We start from the raw sequence: 16204 nt of genomic DNA, 5'->3' as shown, positions 1-16204 counted from the left end.
TGGTGGATGATGGCGAAGTGCAAAATTTAGAAACACAGTCAGATGATAAAATTCACCATCCAAGGGTTGTTTTTCTAGACACAGACTGGGAGATGATTTCCCAAGAAATCGCCGACAATCCCACCAGCACAGCCACAGCCGAAAATCTGGTTTACGCGATTTACACCTCCGGCTCCACGGGAAAGCCGAAAGGAGTGGAAATTGAGCACGGGAGCTTGTTAAATCTCGTTTTTTGGCATCAAAGAGAGTTTGGGGTGTCAGCGGGCGATCGAGCAACGCAAATTGCTGCGATCGGCTTTGATGCTTGCGGGTGGGAAATTTGGCCTTATCTCGCCGCGGGAGCTAGCATCTACTTTCCCGAAGATGACATCAGGCGAGATCCTGAAAAACTGCAAAACTGGTTAGTATCAAAAGCAATTACAATTAGCTTTTTGCCAACACCTTTAGCCGAGAAAGTTTTGCTATTAGATTGGCCTCAAACAACAGCGTTGCGAATCTTGCTCACAGGCGGCGAAAAACTGCAACAACATCCTTTAAAATCCCATCCATTTAAGCTAGTAAATAATTACGGGCCAACCGAAAACACCGTCGTCACAACTTCCGGTTATATTCCTGTAACAGAGCAAACAGACATCGCCCCGACAATTGGCCGCCCCATTGCTAACACTCAAATCTACATATTAGACAAATATTTGCAGCCAGTGGCGATCGGCGTTGTTGGCGAATTGTACATCGGCGGAAACGGACTCGCTCGCGGCTACCTCAACCGCCCAGATTTAACCGCACAAAGCTTTATTGTCAATCCTTTTAAACCAAATTCAGGAGAGCGAATTTACAAAACCGGCGACTTAGTGCGCTACAGAGGCGATCGCAACCTTGAATTTTTAGGACGCATTGACGAACAAGTAAAAATTCGCGGTTTCCGCATCGAATTAGGAGAAATCGAGACACAATTAACTCAACATCCGGCGGTTCAGCAAACTGTAGCAATAGCTTCGGAAGATGGACAGGGAGATAAACGTTTAGTAGCTTATATTGCCCTGAATCCAGAATATAGTATTGCTAGCGAAAAAAACCAAATAATGCAATTGCAGGACGAACAGGTTTTGCAGTGGCAAATCCTCTATAATGAAACTTACAATCAACCTGCTGTTGACTCAGATCCAACATTTAATATTGTCGGCTGGAATAGCAGTTATACTAATCAGCCAATCCCAGCAGAACAGATGCGCGACTGGGCGAACAATCAAGCCGCCCAAATTTTAGCTTTGCAGCCTAGCCGAGTGTTAGAAATTGGCTGCGGCACAGGTTTGTTGCTGTTCCAAATTGCCTCTCGCTGCACTCAATATTGCGGAACAGACTTTTCCCCTATTTCGCTCAACTATATTCAGCAGCACTTGGCAAATCTAGAGTTAACTAATGTAACGCTAATTCAGAAAATGGCGACCGATTTTGAAGGAGTAGAGACAGCAGCTTTTGACGCAGTAATTCTCAACTCAGTCGTGCAATATTTCCCGAATATCGACTATCTCGTGCAGGTGCTAGAAGGTGCGGTGAAAGCAACTGCTCCCGGCGGCTTTATATTCATCGGAGATGTCCGCAGCTTGCCGTTGCTGGAGGCTTTTCACGCTTCGGTACAACTGTATCAAGCCGAACCTTCTCTCGCTGGCGAACAGTTGCAGCAGCGAGTACAAATGCAAATTTTTCAAGAAACAGAGTTAGTTATTGAACCAGAGTTTTTTAGCGCATTAAAGCACCGCTTTCCGCAGATTGGCGACGTAGAGATTCAATTAATTCGCGGTAGTTACCACAATGAGTTAACTGATTTTCGGTACAATGCTATTCTGCATATTGCGTCGGAAACAGCACGCCCAAAATCATCGCCTAAAGGGGAGTGGGACGCAGAAAAACGGCTGGATTGGTTGGATGAAAATCAGAATCTGAGTGTTACCAAGGTGCAACAAATATTATTGCAAAATCAACTGGATGTTTTAAGAATTTCTAATGTGCCTAATGCGCGGGTAACGGCAGCAGTTAAGGCGGCAGAGTTGCTGTCTGTTGTCGATAAATTTCCAACAGCAGGTCAGTTGCAGAAAGCCGTGGAAAAAGTCGAGAATTTAGGAGTCGATCCCGAAGCTTGGTATGCTTTGGAAATTCCGTATAATGTTAATATTAGTTGGTCTAATTCCGACAGTCAAGGGCGCTACGATGTAGTGTTTGCACGGGGCGAAACCAGAGATTTTGTGCGAGAAACCAGAAGCGATAACTTGCGTCCTTGGCGCTCTTATGCTAACAATCCCTTACAAGCTAAAGCAGCGCGTAAATTAGTGCCACAGTTGCAGGCTTATCTAGCGGAAAAACTGCCGGAATATATGGTTCCGTCGGCTTTTGTGGTGCTGGAGTCGCTACCGGTGACGCCTAACGGAAAGGTCGATCGCCTCGCTTTGCCTGCACCGCAGCCGATTAAGTTAGAATGGGCTGGCGGTTACGTTGCGCCTCAGACTTCTATTGAAGAAGTTTTAGTGAAAATTTGGGCTGAGGTTTTGGGGATAAAGCGAGTGGGTATCCGGGACAATTTCTTTGAATTAGGAGGCCATTCGCTGCTGGCGACTCAGCTTGTTTCGAGAGTGCGAGATGCTTTCGCGGTAGAGTTGCCTTTGCGCCGAGTTTTTGAAGCACCGACAATTGGAGAATTGTCTAAGATCGTTGAGAGTTTAAAAGATAAGAATGCTAAAAGTGGGGCCCCGGCTTTAGTGGCGATTTCGCGCGATAGTCGGCGGAGGAAGCTATCATCTTTTAATCAAGAAATTAAATAAAAATGAGCGCTGTTGAACAGGGTACACTTTCGATAAATATGCAGCAAGAAACAGATGTTTTCGTCTTCCCCGCATCATTTGCCCAGCAGCGGCTTTGGTTCCTCAATCAATTAGCACCGGGCAATCCTTTCTACAATGTCTCAACAGCGCTCCGCTTAACAGGTTCCCTCAACTTCAGATCCTTAGAGCAAACCTTCAACGAAATTGTGCAGCGGCACGAAACTTTACGCACCACTTTTACGCTTTTGGAAGGGGAACTCGTACAAATTATTGCTCCCATTTTAACCGTATCCCTCCCCACAATCGACTTACAAAATCTCTCGCCAACTCAGCAGCAAACCGCAGCGCTGCAACTCGCAACCGATGCAGCGCAATGCCCTTTCGATTTAGCCGCCGGGCCGTTATTTAAAGTAACGCTGTTACAACTCAGTGAAACAGAACATATATTGCTGCTGAATTTACATCATATTGTGGCTGATGGTTGGTCGATTGGAGTGCTAATTCGAGAGCTAGGAACGCTCTACACAGCATTTGTAAAAAATGGGATCTCGCACTTACCAGCACTGCCCGTGCAGTACGCCGACTTTGCAGAATGGCAGCACCAATGGTTGCAGGGCGAAGTATTAGAAACCCAGTTAGCTTATTGGCAGCAGCAGTTAAACGGAATTACCACACTCAATCTACCAACAGACAGGCAAAGACCAGCGGTTCCATCCTACCGCGGCGCTAAACAATTTATAACACTATCACCTGCTTTGAGCGAGGCGCTAAAGTCATTGAGCCACCAAGAAAGCGCGACTTTATTTATCACTCTACTAGCCGCTTTTCAAACTTTGCTCTACCGCTATACAGGACAAGTAGATATTGCAGTAGGAACGCCGATCGCCAATCGCAACCTGATCGAAATAGAAGCATTGATCGGTTTTTTTGTCAACAGTTTGGTGCTGCGTGCAGATATATCAGGAAATCCAACTTTTCGGGAACTATTGCATCGGGTAAAAAATGTTGCAATGGCAGCCTACGCCCACCAAGATTTGCCCTTCGAGAAGTTGGTTGAGGAATTGCACCCCGATCGCGAGTTGAGTCGCAACCCCCTATTTCAACTTAGTTTCAGCCTGCAAAACACTCCTATAGCAGCGCTAGAATTGCCGGGAATCGTTGGAGAGGCGATCGACTTTGATGCAGGAACCGCCAAGCTAGATTTAGAGTGCCACTTGTGGGAAAATGCAGGAAGTATTCAAGGGCAATTTGTTTACAGCACAGATTTATTTGATAGCGGCACAATTGCGCGGATGGCGGGACATTTCCAAACGCTGCTCGAAGCCATTGTTGCCAATCCCAAACAGCACCTTAGCGACTTGGCTTTGCTGACAGCGCCAGAATACCAGCAACTATTAATCGATTGGAATGACACTCAGAGAGATTATCCGCAAAACCAGTGTTTCCATCAGCTATTTGAAGAGCAAGTCGAGCGATCCTCTTCGAGGGCTCCGCTAACGCCCCATGCTGTCGCCGCCGTCTTTGAAAACCAGCAGTTAACCTACCGCCAACTCAATAGCCGAGCCAACCAACTTGCACATTACTTGCAGCAATTGGGAGCAGCACCAGAAGTTTTAGTGGGCCTTTGTGTAGAACGTTCCTTAGATGCGATCGTCGGATTGCTAGGCATTATCAAAGCAGGCGCAGCCTACCTGCCTTTAGATCCAACTTATCCTCAAGAGCGGCTTAACTTCATGTTAGAAGATGCTCAGGTGTCGATTTTGGTAACTCAGCAACACTTAGCAAAAAACTTGACGCAGCCGGAAAATTACGGAGTTTTTTCAGTAGTCTGTTTGGACTCCGACAGAGAAATTATCGCCCGACAAAGCCCAGAAAATCCAACTACAAATATCATACCAGAAAACCTAGCCTACGTCATTTACACATCTGGTTCAACCGGAAAACCCAAAGGCGTTTTAATCGAACATCGGGGACTCTACAACTTAGCCCTAGCTCAAATAGAAGCTTTTAACTTAAACTCAAATCACCGCATTTTGCAATTCGCTTCCCTGAGTTTTGATGCCTCAATTTTTGAGATTGTCATGGCCTTGGGAACCGGAGCAACACTTTACTGTGCCAAGAAAGAATCTTTGTTGCCAGGACAAACATTAATCGAATTTTTGCAGGACAATGCTATTACCCACGCTACCCTCCCGCCCTCGCTGCTAGCTGTCCTTCCAAACGTCAAACTTCCCGCACTACAAACAATCATCTGTGCGGGCGAATCCTGTTCCCCCGATGTTGTTAAACGCTGGGCTTCGGGGCGCAGATTTTTTAACGCTTACGGCCCTACAGAATCGACAGTCTGGTCAAGTTTTGCCGAAATTAGCGATAGCAAAAAACCGCCAATCGGCCGCCCAATAGCTAACACTCAACTCTATATTTTAGATAAAAATTTACAGCCAGTACCCGTTGGAATTCCCGGTGAATTGTACATCGGCGGCAGCGGATTGGCGCGAGGCTACCTGAACCGCCCCGAATTAACCGCCCAGCGATTTATTGCTAATCCGTTTAGCCAGAAAGCAGGAGAACGAATTTATAAAACTGGTGACTTAGCTCGTTATTTCCCCGACGGCAATATTGACTTTTTAGGCCGCACTGACGAACAGGTAAAAATTCGCGGTTATCGAATAGAATTGGGAGAAATTGAAGCGCTGCTGGTTCAGCATCCAGCAGTCAAAGAAACAGCGGCGGTTGCTGCGGATGATTTGTCGGGCAACAAACGCCTAGTTGCTTATGTCGTCCCCAATCAAAATCAGACGCTTAATCCCGATGAAATACGCAATTTCCTCAAACAGCAACTGCCCAATTACATGATTCCCAGTGCTTTTGTGGCGATGGATTTTCTGCCCCTAACTCCCAATGGCAAAATCGACCGCCTGCGCCTACCTGCACCGGGGAATCTAACTAGCAATTCAATAGATAAAAGCTGCATAGCACCTCGCACACCAACCGAGTCAACCCTCGCCCAAATTTGGGCCACAATCCTCAACGTAGAGTGCGTTGGCATTCGCGATAATTTCTTTGATTTGGGTGGAGATTCCCTGCTGGCAATCCGCCTTATCAATGAGATTAACCAGCAATTTCAGCGCGAGTTGCCGCTGTCTGCTCTTTTTTTAAATCCGACAATTGAAGGTTTAGCAGATTTGCTATCTTCAGAAACAAAATCTCTGGAATGGTCGCCTTTAGTTGCAATTAAGCCTCGCGGTAAAAAGCCCCCGTTCTTCTGCGTCCATCCCATCTTTGGCGTCGTGTTTCCTTATGTCGAGTTAGCATTTGGGCTAGGAGAAAATCAACCGTTTTACGGGCTGCAACCAAAGGGTATTGACGGCGAAAGTTCTCCGTTAACTAGCATTGAAGATATGGCGACTGACTACATCGCAGCCTTGCGTACCGTTCAACCAAAAGGGCCTTATTTTTTAGGAGGCTGGTCTTTTGGAGGTTTGGTTGCTTTTGAGATGGCTCAACAGTTACTCGCAGCGGGGGACGAAGTGGCTTTGCTTGCTGTGCTTGATACTTTAGCGCCGATTTCTGCTAACAAACCTTCTTTTTGGGACGGTTGCAAGTTTATTCTGACTACTGTTTCGCGCTCTATCTGGCCTTTTTTAGTAGATTATTTTCGCTTGGTGGCTGGTGCAGAAAATGTTCAAATTGGCGGTATTTTTGCAAAATTTCCGAAATTAAATAAGATGCTTAATTTGGCAGCTAATTTTTTGCATCGCTGGAATTGGAAACAGGCGGTTATGGTTAGTATCCTATCTCAGGAGTCAAAAGAACGGAGCTGGCGCGAGCTGGCAATCCCCTCGATGTTTACTGTATTTCAGGCTAATAGTCAAGCAACTCTCAGCTATGTACCGAAAATTTATCCGCAGCGAATTACTCTGTTTAGATCGGAGGAACAGCTAAGCATGAGTCATCAAGATCCGACTCTTGGCTGGAGTGAATTAACGACCCAAAAAGTAGAGGTGATTAGGGTTCCTGGGAATCATCTTACTATGCTGAGAAAACCCTGCGTCGAGGTGCTGGCTCAAAAGCTGAAGCATTGCTTTGAGGAGAAATTAAGTGATTGAGCAACCCGCGTGCTTGTGTGTCGAAACCAGGTTTGATGTGCGAAATTTCTATCAGCCATCTCCAATAATTATTGTGGAACAGGCATCTTGCCTGTTCAAAGCTGGCTTTTCTGGAGATGTCTATTAGTGATGAAGAAGTGACTACTCTGATGTTCGGTAAAATCACCGTTATCACGTTTGTAGTTAGGATGTCAAAAAATTGCGATCGCCCGAAGAACACTTTTTGCAACTAGAAATCATCATGCAGCGCCACGCCGCAGCACTCGAAGCTGAAGTCAGAGCTTTGCAAGCTGCTGACGAAACCGCCCAGTGGCCTCCTGACTGGAAGCGTGGCTATAATTGGCGTTTCGCTAAAATTTTCGCTTCAGTGAAGATTTTTCGCAACTGGGGTGCAGATGCTGCGGCTTGGAAACTTTTGCCTTCGCGAGTTTATCCCAACCGAGGCAATCAGAAGGATGAGTCTGTTGACATTTGAATGTAGGGGCGGGTTTTACCAATAATCTCGGCCTAAGACCAATCATCTCGTAAACCCGCCCCCACCCAACAGTAAATCCCAATCTACCTCCAATTCTTCAATCTAAAATCTAAAATCTAAAATCTAAAATCGATTGATTGGGCGATGCTGAAGATGATAGCACCCAAACCTGCTGCGATCGGAATTGTCACCAGCCAAGCCGAACCAATTGACAGCAAAGTTTGCAAGCGTACAGTTTTCCAAGCTTTGATCAGCCCGACTCCGACAACTGCACCGACTAAAGCGTGGGATGTGGAAACTGGCAAACCGAAGCGGGATGCTAGCAAGACTGTGGTGGCTGTGGCTAATTCCGCGCAAAATCCGCCGCTTGGTTGGAGTTCGATGATTTTTTCGCCGACTGTGGCTATTACATTTTTTCCCCAGATGGTTAAACCGATGACTATTCCTGCGCCTCCGAGGACTAAAATCCACAGGGGCACGCTGAAATCCCCTGATGGAAAGGAACCTGTGCGCCGGATGTAGGCGATCGCAGCTAGGGGAGCAACGGCATTGCCTACGTCGTTGGAACCGTGGGAAAATGCTACAAAACAGGCGCTCAAGACTTGAAATCTCGCCATTTGTTGCTCGATGGGAGAGTGGCGGGGAGGGGGAGAGGGGGAGAGGGGGAGAGTGGGAGATTGGGAAAATATTCCCTCTTTCTTATTCCTTGCATCCGTTACATCCGTTACATCCGTTACAAAATCCGCTGCCGAACCTTCTTCCTTCTCAACTGATTCTAATTTTTTCCAGCTATTGAGTGTGAGGACGATCGCCCCAATACTCCCAATGCCAATGACAATATCGTGAATGGGCAGATTCCAGCCAAATCGATCGCGCGCCGCGGCGATCGCCCCTGTCTGCACCAAAGCAACATCGACAATAGACGGCAGTACAATTATCCCAAATACGCTCAGCATTGCTGCACTCAGCCAAGGTATCCACTCGCGCATTTGAGATAGAGGATCTGGTCGATCGAGAATCGAATACTTCACCACACTGTAAAATAGTGCGGCTAAAGCACCGCTAGCAACAGGTGTCGCTACCCAAGTTAGGGAGATGGTGCCGATAGTTCGCCAATCAACTGCATTAATTCCGGCTGCAACACAGCTAAAACCCGCGATCGCGCCCACCACTGCATGGGATGAAGAAACAGGCAAACCTCGACTGGTAGCGATTTGCAGCCACAAGCCGCAAGCAATCAGCACTGACACCATCCCGATTAAAAATACTTGCGGTTGAGCCGCGAACACTTCTGCATTCACAACTCCTGTGGCGAGAGTTTCGGAAACTCCTTGCCCGAACAGCACTGCGCCGGAAAACTCCAGTATGCCTGCAACAATTATTGCCTGCCGCAGCGTTAGGGCCTTCGAGCCTACGGATGTCCCCATCGAGTTAGCGACATCGTTGGCACCCAAGTTGGCGGCGACGTACAAGGCCAGTGCGGCCATTGCCCCTAGTTGCAGAAATACGACCCCAGAGGTATCTAACATAGAAATTTTTTGACATAAAACGGGCATTTCGATATATGATAAGGGATTGTGAGTTTTGGTAAATCCGATGAAAGGCGCAGAAATAATCCGTTCTATCGAAACGGCAGAAATAGATAGAGTCAAGCAAGAACTCAATAAACAAGTTCCCGAAATTTACGTCGGCGACACAGTGCGAGTCGGCGTAAGAATTAAAGAGGGTAACAAAGAACGGGTTCAGCCCTACGAAGGGACTGTGATTGCCATGCGTAACGGCGGGATTAATGAAACAATCACCGTCCGCCGCGTGTTTCAGGGCGTCGGCGTGGAACGGGTGTTTTTGATTCACTCGCCCCGCATCGCCACGATCCAAGTGATGCGTCGCGGGAAAGTCCGCAGAGCAAAACTTTACTACCTGCGCGATCGGGTGGGCAAAGCTACTCGCGTCAAACAGCGGTTCGATCGCTCCCTGTAGGAATGCACCCAGCTTCCCCTTGGTTCATGGTTCATGGGAAATTAAAAAAATTCAAAAAAAGTTTCCCATTTACGAGCGCACTGTGTTAAAATAGAAATCTAGAGGTTAAGCGAATTTCAGCAACCTCACCTGTGCGCTCTTAGTTCAGTTGGTAGAACGCAGGTCTCCAAAACCTGATGTCGGGGGTTCAAGTCCTCCAGGGCGCGCTGAATCACCAAACTTTAAATTCTGCCCGAAAGCGCCCGGACTATTGGCTGGCAACAGTCAAAACCGCAAACTTTCGGGTAGAATTAATTTTTGTGGGCGGTTCGCAAAAAATGCCATCAACAAATGCTCGGTGTGGCTTCTCGATCATCGGTTTCGGCGATCGGCATTTACGCCGTTGATTGGTTGGGCTTGTAAAAAAGTCGTGGCTTTAGATTTGAGATTTGGGACTTGGGCGTAAGTGGTTAGTGTCACAAAATCTGAGAGCCGCGGGCCACTCACACCATCTAAAATCTAAAATCTAAAATCTAAAATCGCAAGGGGGATTGAATCGTGGCGAAAAAAGACGAAGCTCAAGAAACTCAAGAAATAACAGCGCCTGGGTTTGACCCTGCGGGTTTTTTTAAGGAAACTAGAGAAGAACTCGACAAAGTGGTTTGGCCTAGCAGGCAGCAGCTAATCAGCGAGTCTTTGGCCGTGCTTTTGATGGTGATCCTCTCAGCAAGCCTGATCTATTTGGTGGATAACTTCTTTAACTGGGGCGCGGGAAAGGTGTTTGGGCCATGACTTTTGCATCAGAAGAATCTGAGTATTCCACAGAAGCGACGGGACAGGCAGCATCGCCAGATGTGCCGGAGATTGATGCTCGCTGGTATGCTGTTCAAGTTGCCTCTGGCTGCGAAAAGCGCGTGAAGGCAAACTTGCAGCAGCGGATTCAAACTTTGGATGTTGCCGATCGCATCGTTCAAGTAGAAATTCCGCAAACTCCGGCAATCAAAGTCGGCAAAGACGGTTCCAGGCGGCAGTCAGATGAAAAAATCTTTCCCGGCTACGTACTCATCCGTATGTTTATGGACGAGGATACGTGGCAGGTGATCAAAAATACCCCGAATGTAATTAATTTTGTCGGGGCAGAGCAGAAACGCCGCTACGGGCGCGGCAGGGGTCACGTCAAACCGCTACCTCTGAGTCATTCGGAAGTAGAACGGATCTTCAGAAATGCTCAGGAATCAGAACCAGTTGTCAAAGTATCGATGTCTACTGGAGACCACGTTGTGGTACTTTCCGGGCCATTTAAAGATTTTGAAGGTGATGTGATTGAAGTTAGCCCGGAACGAAACAAGCTCAAAGTTTTACTCTCGATTTTTGGGCGCGATACGCCTGTAGAATTGGAGTTCAATCAGGTTCAGAAACAGAACTAACTAATGGCAAAGAAAGTTGTTGCAGTAATTAAGTTGGCGATTACGGCGGGAAAAGCCAACCCAGCTCCTCCGATCGGCCCAGCTTTGGGTCAGCACGGCGTCAATATTATGATGTTTTGCAAGGAGTACAATGCTAGAACCGCAGACCAAGCAGGTCTGGTGGTTCCGGTAGAAATTTCGGTTTTTGAAGACCGCAGTTTTACGTTTATTCTCAAAACCCCGCCGGCGTCGGTTTTGATTCAAAAAGCTGCTGGCATTGCTAAGGGTTCGGGAGAACCTAACCGCAAGCAAGTAGGCTCGATTACTCAGGCTCAACTGCGAGAAATCGCTGAAACCAAAATGCCTGACCTCAATGCTAATGATGTTGAGGCTGCTATGAAAATTGTGGCAGGAACGGCTAAAAATATGGGCGTGGCGATCGCGGATTGAAGTCAGTTGTCAGTTGGCAGTTGTCAGTTGGCAATCGGTAATTCCCAGTGTTGAAGCTCAAATCTTCAATCTAAAATCCAAAATCCAAAATCCAAAATCGATCGGTTCAGGGGGAGAAGCAAAGCTTCGCTAGTAACCGAAAACGGGTAGATTTTAAGATTGTCCGATAGGTTCAATCTAAAATCTAAAATCTAAAATCTAAAATCGACTGACCCCAGGAGATAACAATGGCAAAGAAAGTATCGCGAAGACTGCAAGAACTTCAAAAGAAAGTTGAAGACAGACCTTATCTACCGCTGGAAGCTCTGCAACTTTTGAAAGAAACAGCAACCGCTAAGTTTGGCGAAGCTGCTGAAGCTCACATCCGTTTGGGAATTGACCCGAAATATACTGACCAACAGTTGCGGACAACTGTATCGCTACCAAAAGGAACTGGTCAAGTAGTCAGAATTGCGGTGATTGCTAAGGGCGAAAAAGTTAAAGAAGCTCTAAATGCCGGCGCGGATATTGCTGGTTCTGAAGAGTTGATCGATGAAATTCAGAAGGGCATGATGGACTTCGACTGCCTGATTGCTACCCCAGACGTGATGCCGTTGGTGGCAAAATTGGGTCGGTTGTTGGGCCCGCGCGGTTTGATGCCTTCTCCGAAAGGTGGCACGGTGACGACTGACATTGCTCAGGCGATCAACGAGTTTAAAGGTGGTAAACTAGAATTCCGTGCCGATCGAACTGGCATCGTTCATGTTATGTTTGGCAAGGCAGCTTTCTCAGCGGAAGATTTGCTCGTCAACCTTCATGCTTTGCAAGAAACAGTTGACCGCAACCGTCCTTCTGGTGCTAAAGGTCGCTACTGGCGCAGTTTGTACGTATCCGCAACAATGGGCCCGTCGATCGAAGTCGATATCAGTGCTCTGCGCGATACCAAACTTGATGCTGCGTAGAAAGAATTCAGCAGAAGGCAGAAGGTAAAAGACTGCTTCGGCTGTCTGTGTAAATCTCTTACAAGACTTACGCCAGACCCCAGCTAATGTCTGCCTTCTGGTGATAGCCTAATCAAAAATCAATAAGCTGAAGACCGCAGGTGCCGACCGCTTAATTTCCTGCCGAGGCTGAAGAAATAAAAACTCAAGACTCAAAGATTAGAAATTTTCTATTTTTAATTCTGACTTGTTAATTTTTAATTCTCTGCCCCGGCTCTAAGGTCGGGGTTTTTGGTGGGCAGTTTTCGATCCTAAAAGGAGGTGAAATAAGTATGGGCAAAAGTTTAGCAGTAAAAAATGAGATTATTGCAGACCTCAAGCAAACCTTGAGCGAATCTCAACTGGCGATCGTGATTGACTACACGGGCTTAACTGTTGCTGAAATCACAGATTTGCGTCGGCGTTTGCGTCCGAAAGGCAGCAGTTGCCAAGTGGCAAAAAACACGCTGATGCGAATTGCTGTTGAAGGCAACGAAACCTGGCAGCCGATACAAGAATTGCTGACAGGTACGTCGGCATTTCTGTTCGTGCAAGAAGATATTGGCGGCGCGATTAAAGCTTACCAAGAATTCCAAAAAGTCTCTAAGAAGACAGAACTTCGCGGCGGCGTAATGGAAGGACGGGTACTGAAAGAAGCTGATGTTAAAGCATTAGCCGATCTGCCGTCGAAAGAACAACTCATGGCTCAAATTGCTGGCGCTATCAACGGTGTCGCAACCAAGTTGGCTGTGGGTATCAATCAAGTTCCTACTTCGATCGCTCGCGGTCTTAAAGCTTATGCTGAAAAAGACGGCGGTTCAGCAGAAGTAGCAGCAGAAGCACAACCAGAAGCAGAAGCAGAAGCGCAACCAGAAGCAGAAGCAGAAAGCGCATCTGTGTAAGTCATTAGTAATTAGTCATTAGTCCTCAGTCATTAGTATTTAGCAATAAATAGAAGACTGGAGACGAAAAACTAAGGATGAATGAGCAAATCTCAAATCCCAAATCCCAAATCTACAATCGAACTAGGAGTTTAACGAATGTCTACTGCAACTGACGAAATCTTGGAAAAACTTAAGTCTCTGACTTTGCTCGAAGCTTCTGAATTGGTCAAGCAAATTGAAGAAGCTTTCGGCGTCAGCGCTGCTGCTCCTGTAGGCGGCATGATGATGATGGGCGGCCCTGCTGCTGCTGCTGCTGAACCAGTAGAAGAGCAAACCGAATTTACTGTCATGCTGGAAGAAGTTCCTGCTGACAAGAAAATCGCCATTCTGAAGGAAGTCCGCGCAATTACCGGTCTGGGCCTGAAGGAAGCGAAAGACTTGGTAGAAGCCGCACCGAAAGCAGTTAAGGAAGCTATTGCTAAGGAAGCTGCTGAAGAAATGAAGAAACAGCTTGAAGCTGTGGGCGCAAAAATTTCTATCAAGTAGTCAGAGAATCTAGTTGATATCAATTCCGGTGACACCGGAATGATAGTTGACTGTTGACTATTCCCTAAAATTAATCGCGCGATAGTTACATCTCTCGCGCGATTAATTATTTTTGGTGTAGGGAAACGGCCTTGCTGTGTCCTCTTAGGATCGCGAATTAAATAATTTACAATTTTAATTGTTCTTGTGGGATGGGCGTCCCGCCCGTCCTGTTTGGACGGGCGGGACGCCCATCCCACTTTCAAGAGTGGAACTTATTTAATTCTCATTCCTTAGATTTTAGAGGCGGCTTCCATTTGTCGCACTACTGTTAAAGCTGAATAGGAAACGCCGGCAGTTCCTTCTCCGGGATGGGTGGAGTCGCCTACTAACCACAAGTTTTTAATGGGTGTGCGGTTGGCAAATCCGAAGGGGCCGAAGGTTGGTATTCGCTGCCCGATGCCACCCACAACGCCTCTATCTCTCGCTGTGTAGCGGGCAAAGGTGCGGGGTGTGGCGGCTTCTTGGTGTACGATCGACTCTGGCGTCAAATTGAAATATTCGCTCAAACGGGCGATCGCCCCTGCGCTGTATTTTTGCTTCAATCCTTCATAATCAACCGCATTCCACCACATTCGAGTATCAGTAAATGACGAAGCGATAATTGTCGCCATTCCCTCCGGTGCTCGCCCATCACCCGGATGACTGACTGAAACAAATAATGAATTATTCTCCCCAATCTCGCCGTCGTAATCGTAGAGAAACTGAAGGTGGGGCGGACAATTTGCCGGAATTGCGCTTTCATGGACTCCCAAATATATGACAAATGCACCGGATGCGGGCGGCAATTTATCAACTCGATATTTGTAGCCTGCCATTTGATTTGGGAGTTTATTAGTTGTCTCTGAAGTCTCTGATTTGACCGATAAATTATCTGTTAAATTTCCGACACTTGGCTCGCCTGACAACAATTTTACTAGATTTTGGGCGGTCACGTTGGCAACAATGCGATCGGCAGTTTCTGTCCAAACTTCGCCTGTTTTTTGATTGCGAATCACTGTACCTGTGGCTTTGCCGTTGGCGGTGACAATACTTTCAACTGTGTGCCGCAACAGGACTTTGCCGCCGTAGAGTTCGATCGCCCCTACGAGTCGATCGCTCAATACCTGCATACTTCCTTGTAGATGATACAATCCCTGCGGCTCTTGCGAAACTCCTAAAGCCGTCGCCGCGTAAAGTAGCGCCGTTTCTTCGGTATCAACTTGAGAATACAATTTTAACTGCAAATCCAGAAAAGTTTTCAAGCGCAAATTGTCGCCCAACCCACAAAGCCGCAAAGCATCTCCCACTGTCATAAAAGTGAAAGGCAAAGTAATTAGAGTGTCGGGGCGAACTGCTTGAATTAATTGCCAGAAATCCCAGAAGTTTCTGGGCGGTAAAACCGGATCGCGCCCTTGAAACTTCCAGCTAGCTTGGAACAATGCAGACAATAATTGCCAAAAAGGTTCGCTTCCAGGAAACTGCCGCTGTCTTTCTTCCTGCCACTTTTGCGGATCTCGCCACACGCTAATCGGTGCGGTTTCTCCCGGCAAAAACACCGCACAAGCGGGATCGCAGGGTGTCGCGGCGGGAAGTTCTATGTCTAATTCTGAGAAAATTCGGTGGTGAATGCCTCCGGGTTCCAATCCTGCAACCTGCGTGGCGCCGACATCGAAGGTAAAGCCTTTGCGTTTGAAGGTGGAAGCGCATCCGCCAGGGACGATCGCCTGTTCTAAGACTAGCACTTTGTATCCTCTGCGGGCTAGCAGGGCTGCTGCTGTCAGCCCGCCGATGCCGCCTCCAATTACCGTGACGCGGCCCTTAGTGTCTGTGGGACTGGATTTGCCAAAAGGGGTGCGATCGCCTGTCATAAATTTATTTATTGTAATATTTCTTAATATTATGCTCATATTTTGCAATAAAAAGCTCTTGTAGCGACAGGTTCAAATCTATCGCTACAAGAGGAAGGAGGTCGAGTTTAGAGGACTTTTTAGGGGTAAAATGCTCTGGGCGCACCCGGAGCGTTAGACTGTGGCGTGCCGATCAGAGAATCAGGGACGGCGCCACTTGTTGAGATAAGCTTCGCCAATCCCAGCCACAGCCTGCATTTGACCTAGCTGTTCCCGTAAAGCTTTGATGGTTCTTAGCTGTTCTTGAGACTGTTGCTGCAAAGCGTCGTAATTTCGCTGTATCGCCGCACTCTGGCTCAATTCATTTTCCAGATATTGCAACTTGGTCAGTTTAACTTGGAAGTCGCCGATCGCACTTGACTTTTCTGCTAACTCGTGCTGCAAAGATTCATAACTCGACTTCGACACGGTTTCCTGGAATTGGCTTTCGAGATTTTGCTTTTCGGTGGCGAATTGCTGCTGCAAGGATTCCACAGCAGCGGATTTTTCAGCGATTTGGTGCTGCAAAGATTCCAGAGCACTGGATTTTTCGGCTAGCTGTTGCACAAACTCGTGTTCGCGGTGTTCTTTTTCAGCGATTTGGTGCTGCAAAGATTCCAGAGCACTGGATTTTTCGGCTAGCTGTTGCACAAACTCGTGTTCGCGGTGTTCTTTTTCAGCGATTTGGTGCTG

General features: G+C 47.2%; 12 protein-coding genes, 1 tRNA gene, 1 pseudogene and 1 other annotated feature. Of the genes and pseudogenes, 11 read left to right on the top strand and 3 right to left on the bottom strand.

The annotated features are described in order from the left end of the window. The 3 genes from QT984_RS00885 to QT984_RS00875 all read left to right on the top strand — a co-directional run. Nucleotides 1–2816: amino acid adenylation domain-containing protein (locus QT984_RS00885; protein WP_333372813.1), on the top strand; the 2816-nt coding region annotated here is incomplete at its 5' end. A gap of 38 nt (nucleotides 2817–2854) precedes the next feature. Further along, a complete protein-coding gene (locus QT984_RS00880; protein ID WP_445305852.1) occupies nucleotides 2855–6925 on the top strand; it encodes a non-ribosomal peptide synthetase in 4071 nt (1356 codons plus the stop codon). Between the two features lie 199 nt (nucleotides 6926–7124). Beyond that, the gene (locus QT984_RS00875) at nucleotides 7125–7400 is read left to right on the top strand and encodes a hypothetical protein (RefSeq protein WP_333054367.1); all 276 of its coding nucleotides are present in this window, start codon (nucleotides 7125–7127) and stop codon (nucleotides 7398–7400) included. 116 nt (nucleotides 7401–7516) lie between these two features. Here QT984_RS00875 and QT984_RS00870 read toward each other — a convergent pair whose 3' ends face one another. Next, nucleotides 7517–8929, bottom strand: a complete 1413-nt coding sequence (locus QT984_RS00870) for an inorganic phosphate transporter (protein WP_333259529.1) — start codon at nucleotides 8927–8929, stop codon at nucleotides 7517–7519. 67 nt (nucleotides 8930–8996) lie between these two features. Here QT984_RS00870 and rplS point away from each other — a divergent pair, with 67 nt between their 5' ends. The 8 genes from rplS to rplL all read left to right on the top strand — a co-directional run bounded on the left by rplS (nucleotide 8997) and on the right by rplL (nucleotide 13604). After that, nucleotides 8997–9380 carry a 50S ribosomal protein L19 gene (rplS, locus tag QT984_RS00865; RefSeq protein ID WP_333054363.1) on the top strand — a complete coding sequence of 128 codons (384 nt, stop codon included), beginning with the start codon at nucleotides 8997–8999 and terminating at the stop codon, nucleotides 9378–9380. A 133-nt stretch (nucleotides 9381–9513) separates the two neighbouring features. Next, nucleotides 9514–9586 (top strand) — tRNA-Trp (locus QT984_RS00860). Between the two features lie 331 nt (nucleotides 9587–9917). Further along, nucleotides 9918–10151, top strand: a complete 234-nt coding sequence (gene secE / locus QT984_RS00855; protein ID WP_333054360.1) for a preprotein translocase subunit SecE — start codon at nucleotides 9918–9920, stop codon at nucleotides 10149–10151. Beyond that, nucleotides 10148–10786, top strand: a complete 639-nt coding sequence (gene nusG / locus QT984_RS00850) for a transcription termination/antitermination protein NusG (RefSeq protein WP_333054359.1) — start codon at nucleotides 10148–10150, stop codon at nucleotides 10784–10786. Before secE ends, nusG begins: the two co-directional genes overlap by 4 nt. A gap of 3 nt (nucleotides 10787–10789) precedes the next feature. Further along, entirely contained in the window at nucleotides 10790–11215 is a 426-nt protein-coding gene (rplK, locus tag QT984_RS00845; protein ID WP_333031062.1) for a 50S ribosomal protein L11, read from the top strand. A 227-nt stretch (nucleotides 11216–11442) separates the two neighbouring features. Continuing rightward, nucleotides 11443–12156 (top strand): 50S ribosomal protein L1, encoded by a 714-nt coding sequence (gene rplA / locus QT984_RS00840; RefSeq protein ID WP_190663916.1) that lies wholly within the window; start codon nucleotides 11443–11445, stop codon nucleotides 12154–12156. Nucleotides 12157–12265: 109 nt separating this feature from the next. Next, nucleotides 12266–12438 (top strand) — a sequence feature (ribosomal protein L10 leader region). A 29-nt stretch (nucleotides 12439–12467) separates the two neighbouring features. Then, entirely contained in the window at nucleotides 12468–13076 is a 609-nt protein-coding gene (gene rplJ, locus QT984_RS00835; RefSeq protein ID WP_333054357.1) for a 50S ribosomal protein L10, read from the top strand. A gap of 138 nt (nucleotides 13077–13214) precedes the next feature. Beyond that, nucleotides 13215–13604 (top strand): 50S ribosomal protein L7/L12, encoded by a 390-nt coding sequence (gene rplL / locus QT984_RS00830; protein ID WP_333054355.1) that lies wholly within the window; start codon nucleotides 13215–13217, stop codon nucleotides 13602–13604. A 272-nt stretch (nucleotides 13605–13876) separates the two neighbouring features. Here rplL and crtD read toward each other — a convergent pair whose 3' ends face one another. Both crtD and QT984_RS00820 read right to left on the bottom strand, forming a co-directional pair. Beyond that, the gene (crtD, locus tag QT984_RS00825; RefSeq protein WP_333372846.1) at nucleotides 13877–15493 is read right to left on the bottom strand and encodes a C-3',4' desaturase CrtD; all 1617 of its coding nucleotides are present in this window, start codon (nucleotides 15491–15493) and stop codon (nucleotides 13877–13879) included. A 180-nt stretch (nucleotides 15494–15673) separates the two neighbouring features. Continuing rightward, a pseudogene (locus QT984_RS00820) lies at nucleotides 15674–16204 on the bottom strand (CopG family transcriptional regulator); the annotation flags it as partial.

This window comes from Microcoleus sp. Z1_B2, assembly GCF_036700325.1.
Lineage (GTDB): Bacteria > Cyanobacteriota > Cyanobacteriia > Cyanobacteriales > Microcoleaceae > Microcoleus.
This window is presented reverse-complemented; position numbering and strand designations above follow the sequence as displayed.

Bases quoted from the DNA above. Each gene is read 5' to 3' on its own strand.
- QT984_RS00880 (WP_445305852.1), top strand. From the start codon at position 2,855: ATGCAGCAAGAAACAGATGTTTTCGTCTTCCCCGCATCATTTGCCCAG.
- QT984_RS00870 (WP_333259529.1), bottom strand. From the start codon at position 8,929: ATGTTAGATACCTCTGGGGTCGTATTTCTGCAACTAGGGGCAATGGCC.
- rplS (WP_333054363.1), top strand. From the start codon at position 8,997: ATGAAAGGCGCAGAAATAATCCGTTCTATCGAAACGGCAGAAATAGAT.
- nusG (WP_333054359.1), top strand. From the start codon at position 10,148: ATGACTTTTGCATCAGAAGAATCTGAGTATTCCACAGAAGCGACGGGA.
- rplK (WP_333031062.1), top strand. From the start codon at position 10,790: ATGGCAAAGAAAGTTGTTGCAGTAATTAAGTTGGCGATTACGGCGGGA.
- rplA (WP_190663916.1), top strand. From the start codon at position 11,443: ATGGCAAAGAAAGTATCGCGAAGACTGCAAGAACTTCAAAAGAAAGTT.
- rplJ (WP_333054357.1), top strand. From the start codon at position 12,468: ATGGGCAAAAGTTTAGCAGTAAAAAATGAGATTATTGCAGACCTCAAG.
- rplL (WP_333054355.1), top strand. From the start codon at position 13,215: ATGTCTACTGCAACTGACGAAATCTTGGAAAAACTTAAGTCTCTGACT.
- crtD (WP_333372846.1), bottom strand. From the start codon at position 15,493: ATGACAGGCGATCGCACCCCTTTTGGCAAATCCAGTCCCACAGACACT.